Here is a 5,310-nt window from a genome sequence, read left to right as displayed (position 1 = left end):
TTAAAGGCCCAGGGAAGACTCATCTCGAGGCAAGTTTCGCGCTTAGATGCTTTCAGCGCTTATCTTTTCCGCACTTAGCTACCGGGCAGTGCCATTGGCATGACAACCCGAACACCAGGGGTGCGTTCACTCCGGTCCTCTCGTACTAGGAGCAAACCCTCTCAATCTTCCAACGCCCACGGCAGATAGGGACCGAACTGTCTCACGACGTTCTAAACCCAGCTCGCGTACCACTTTAAATGGCGAACAGCCATACCCTTGGGACCTACTTCAGCCCCAGGATGTGATGAGCCGACATCGAGGTGCCAAACACCGCCGTCGATATGAACTCTTGGGCGGTATCAGCCTGTTATCCCCGGAGTACCTTTTATCCGTTGAGCGATGGCCCTTCCATTCAGAACCACCGGATCACTAAGACCTACTTTCGTACCTGCTCGAGCCGTCACTCTCACAGTCAAGCTGGCTTATGCCTTTGCACTAACCTCACGATGTCCGACCGTGATTAGCCAACCTTCGTGCTCCTCCGTTACTCTTTGGGAGGAGACCGCCCCAGTCAAACTACCCACCAGACACTGTCCTCACCCCAGATTATGGGGCCGAGTTAGAACATCAAACATTAAAGGGTGGTATTTCAAGGTTGGCTCCATGCAGACTGGCGTCCACACTTCAAAGCCTCCCACCTATCCTACACATCAAGGCTCAATGTTCAGTGTCAAGCTATAGTAAAGGTTCACGGGGTCTTTCCGTCTTGCCGCGGGTACACTGCATCTTCACAGCGAGTTCAATTTCACTGAGTCTCGGGTGGAGACAGCCTGGCCATCATTACGCCATTCGTGCAGGTCGGAACTTACCCGACAAGGAATTTCGCTACCTTAGGACCGTTATAGTTACGGCCGCCGTTTACTGGGGCTTCGATCAAGAGCTTCGCGTTGCCGCTAACCCCATCAATTAACCTTCCAGCACCGGGCAGGCGTCACACCGTATACGTCCACTTTCGTGTTTGCACAGTGCTGTGTTTTTATTAAACAGTTGCAGCCAGCTGGTATCTGCGACTGGCTTCAGCTCCAGGAGTAAATCCCTTCACCTAACGCCAGCGTGCCTTCTCCCGAAGTTACGGCACCATTTTGCCTAGTTCCTTCACCCGAGTTCTCTCAAGCGCCTGAGTATTCTCTACCTGACCACCTGTGTCGGTTTGGGGTACGATTAAATGTTACCTGATGCTTAGAGGCTTTTCCTGGAAGCAGGGCATCAACTACTTCATCTCCGTAGAGACTCGTCATCGTGCCTCAGGGTTGATAGTAAACCGGATTTGCCTGGTCTACCCCCCTACACACTTGAACCGGGACAACCGTCGCCCGGATAGCCTAGCCTTCTCCGTCCCCCCTTCGCAGTAACACCCAGTACAGGAATATTAACCTGTTTCCCATCGACTACGCTTTTCAGCCTCGCCTTAGGGGTCGACTCACCCTGCCCCGATTAACGTTGGACAGGAACCCTTGGTCTTCCGGCGAGCGGGCTTTTCACCCGCTTTATCGTTACTTATGTCAGCATTCGCACTTCTGATACCTCCAGCAACCCTCACAGGTCACCTTCGCAGGCTTACAGAACGCTCCCCTACCCACTCAGGAGCCAGGTTACAGGGCACAAGTATCAGTCTGTTCTCTTCAGACTTCTTACCAGGCCATTAAGCATTTTCGCCAACTGTTCGTATTCACTACGCCAGTCTTGCCATTGATGCTCATTAATATATCCAAGGTCATAACAGTACCTTAACCAGACCCGCATCTCGTCAGCACTGCCTATCGCCATACCTATAAAGCGACAAAACTCTGCTTTGGATTTTTGTTTAGCAAACCCCTCAGCTAAATTCGCACAGATACTCTTGCTTGAACGCCTTAATTGGTCTGCCAGTCCGTATTGCTCTATTTGAGGAAAGGATAAGCTGGTCTGATGAATTTCAAGTGAAATTCGGTATGACCGCTTAAAGACATCCAACTCTTCAAATCGCTGTACCATTGCTGACTCCTGAACCCTGTAACCTGACCCCTGAATGCCGCAGCTTCGGTGCATGGTTTAGCCCCGTTACATCTTCCGCGCAGGCCGACTCGACCAGTGAGCTATTACGCTTTCTTTAAATGATGGCTGCTTCTAAGCCAACATCCTGGCTGTCTGTGCCTTCCCACATCGTTTCCCACTTAACCATGACTTTGGGACCTTAGCTGGCGGTCTGGGTTGTTTCCCTCTTCACGACGGACGTTAGCACCCGCCGTGTGTCTCCCGTGATAACATTCTTCGGTATTCGCAGTTTGCATCGGGTTGGTAAGCCGGGATGGCCCCCTAGCCGAAACAGTGCTCTACCCCCGAAGATGAGTTCACGAGGCGCTACCTAAATAGCTTTCGGGGAGAACCAGCTATCTCCCGGTTTGATTGGCCTTTCACCCCCAGCCACAAGTCATCCGCTAATTTTTCAACATTAGTCGGTTCGGTCCTCCAGTTAGTGTTACCCAACCTTCAACCTGCCCATGGCTAGATCACCGGGTTTCGGGTCTATACCTTGCAACTATTCGCCCAGTTAAGACTCGGTTTCCCTACGGCTCCCCTATACGGTTAACCTTGCTACAAAATATAAGTCGCTGACCCATTATACAAAAGGTACGCAGTCACCCAACAAGTAGGCTCCCACTGCTTGTACGTACACGGTTTCAGGTTCTATTTCACTCCCCTCGCCGGGGTTCTTTTCGCCTTTCCCTCACGGTACTGGTTCACTATCGGTCAGTCAGGAGTATTTAGCCTTGGAGGATGGTCCCCCCATATTCAGACAGGATAACACGTGTCCCGCCCTACTCATCGAACTCACAATCTGTGCATCTTCGTGTACGGGACTATCACCCTTTACTGTGCGACTTTCCAGACGCTTCCACTGACACACAAACTGATTCAGGTTCTGGGCTCTTCCCCGTTCGCTCGCCGCTACTAGGGGAATCTCGGTTGATTTCTTTTCCTCGGGGTACTGAGATGTTTCAGTTCCCCCGGTTCGCCTCCTGCCACTATGTATTCATGACAGGATAGTGCAACGAATTGCACTGGGTTTCCCCATTCGGGTATTGTCGGTTGTAACGGTTCATATCACCTTACCGACACTTTTCGCAGATTAGCACGCCCTTCATCGCCTCTGACTGCCTAGGCATCCACCGTGTACGCTTAGTCGCTTAACCTCACAACCCGAAGATGTCTACACACCTTATGGCTGTGATTATTTGAGAGACTCTTTCAACGCCATCAATGTCAGTTAACTCATTGATGCGCTGAAGTTTCAATTTTCAGCTTGTTCCAGATTGTTAAAGAGCAATATCTTAAACATGACTCCACAGAATCATCTTTAAGATAAAAAGTATCATCAGATACTGAAGACCGCCGCTTTCACCGGGATGGTCGGAAGCAGTTGGCGTCCCCTAGGGGATTCGAACCCCTGTTACCGCCGTGAAAGGGCGGTGTCCTAGGCCTCTAGACGAAGGGGACACGACACCGTACTTTTATGACGCTTTTGCTCATTACTGTTCATCAGACAATCTGTGTGAGCACTTCACGCGAAGCAATATCTTTAGGTAAGGAGGTGATCCAACCGCAGGTTCCCCTACGGTTACCTTGTTACGACTTCACCCCAGTCATGAATCACAAAGTGGTAAGCGCCCTCCCGAAGGTTAAGCTACCTACTTCTTTTGCAACCCACTCCCATGGTGTGACGGGCGGTGTGTACAAGGCCCGGGAACGTATTCACCGTAGCATTCTGATCTACGATTACTAGCGATTCCGACTTCATGGAGTCGAGTTGCAGACTCCAATCCGGACTACGACGTACTTTATGAGGTCCGCTTGCTCTCGCGAGGTCGCTTCTCTTTGTATACGCCATTGTAGCACGTGTGTAGCCCTACTCGTAAGGGCCATGATGACTTGACGTCATCCCCACCTTCCTCCGGTTTATCACCGGCAGTCTCCTTTGAGTTCCCGACCGAATCGCTGGCAACAAAGGATAAGGGTTGCGCTCGTTGCGGGACTTAACCCAACATTTCACAACACGAGCTGACGACAGCCATGCAGCACCTGTCTCAGAGTTCCCGAAGGCACCAATCCATCTCTGGAAAGTTCTCTGGATGTCAAGAGTAGGTAAGGTTCTTCGCGTTGCATCGAATTAAACCACATGCTCCACCGCTTGTGCGGGCCCCCGTCAATTCATTTGAGTTTTAACCTTGCGGCCGTACTCCCCAGGCGGTCGATTTAACGCGTTAGCTCCGGAAGCCACGCCTCAAGGGCACAACCTCCAAATCGACATCGTTTACAGCGTGGACTACCAGGGTATCTAATCCTGTTTGCTCCCCACGCTTTCGCACCTGAGCGTCAGTCTTTGTCCAGGGGGCCGCCTTCGCCACCGGTATTCCTCCAGATCTCTACGCATTTCACCGCTACACCTGGAATTCTACCCCCCTCTACAAGACTCTAGCTTGCCAGTTTCAAATGCAGTTCCCAAGTTAAGCTCGGGGATTTCACATCTGACTTAACAAACCGCCTGCGTGCGCTTTACGCCCAGTAATTCCGATTAACGCTTGCACCCTCCGTATTACCGCGGCTGCTGGCACGGAGTTAGCCGGTGCTTCTTCTGCGAGTAACGTCAATGTGATGTGCTATTAACACACCACCCTTCCTCCTCGCTGAAAGTGCTTTACAACCCTAAGGCCTTCTTCACACACGCGGCATGGCTGCATCAGGCTTGCGCCCATTGTGCAATATTCCCCACTGCTGCCTCCCGTAGGAGTCTGGACCGTGTCTCAGTTCCAGTGTGGCTGGTCATCCTCTCAGACCAGCTAGGGATCGTCGCCTAGGTGAGCCATTACCCCACCTACTAGCTAATCCCATCTGGGCACATCCGATGGTGTGAGGCCCGAAGGTCCCCCACTTTGGTCTTGCGACGTTATGCGGTATTAGCTACCGTTTCCAGTAGTTATCCCCCTCCATCAGGCAGTTTCCCAGACATTACTCACCCGTCCGCCGCTCGTCACCCAGGGAGCAAGCTCCCCTGTGCTACCGCTCGACTTGCATGTGTTAAGCCTGCCGCCAGCGTTCAATCTGAGCCATGATCAAACTCTTCAATTAAAAGCTTGATTTGCTAAGTTAATAGCGATGCTCAAAGATTACTGCATGAATTTTACTTACATGAGTCACTCTTTAAGACTTGATATTTTTTTGTTGCCGAAGCAACTGGATATCGTCTTTGTGAGTGCCCACACAGATTGTCTGATAAATTGTTAAAGAGCA

The 5,310-nt window shown here is 51.3% G+C and carries 1 tRNA gene and 2 rRNA genes; all 3 read right to left on the bottom strand.

The features are described 5' to 3' along the window. Window positions 1-3,215, bottom strand: a 23S ribosomal RNA gene (locus IO95_RS19230); the annotation flags it as partial. A gap of 228 nt (window positions 3,216-3,443) precedes the next feature. Next, window positions 3,444-3,519, bottom strand: a tRNA-Glu gene (locus tag IO95_RS19225). Between the two features lie 87 nt (window positions 3,520-3,606). After that, window positions 3,607-5,148 (bottom strand): 16S ribosomal RNA (locus tag IO95_RS19220). Window positions 5,149-5,310 lie beyond the last annotated feature (162 nt).

Source organism: Serratia sp. DD3, from assembly GCF_000496755.2.
The sequence above is the reverse complement of the archived record's forward strand: the minus strand, read 5'-3'. Positions and strand labels throughout refer to the sequence as shown.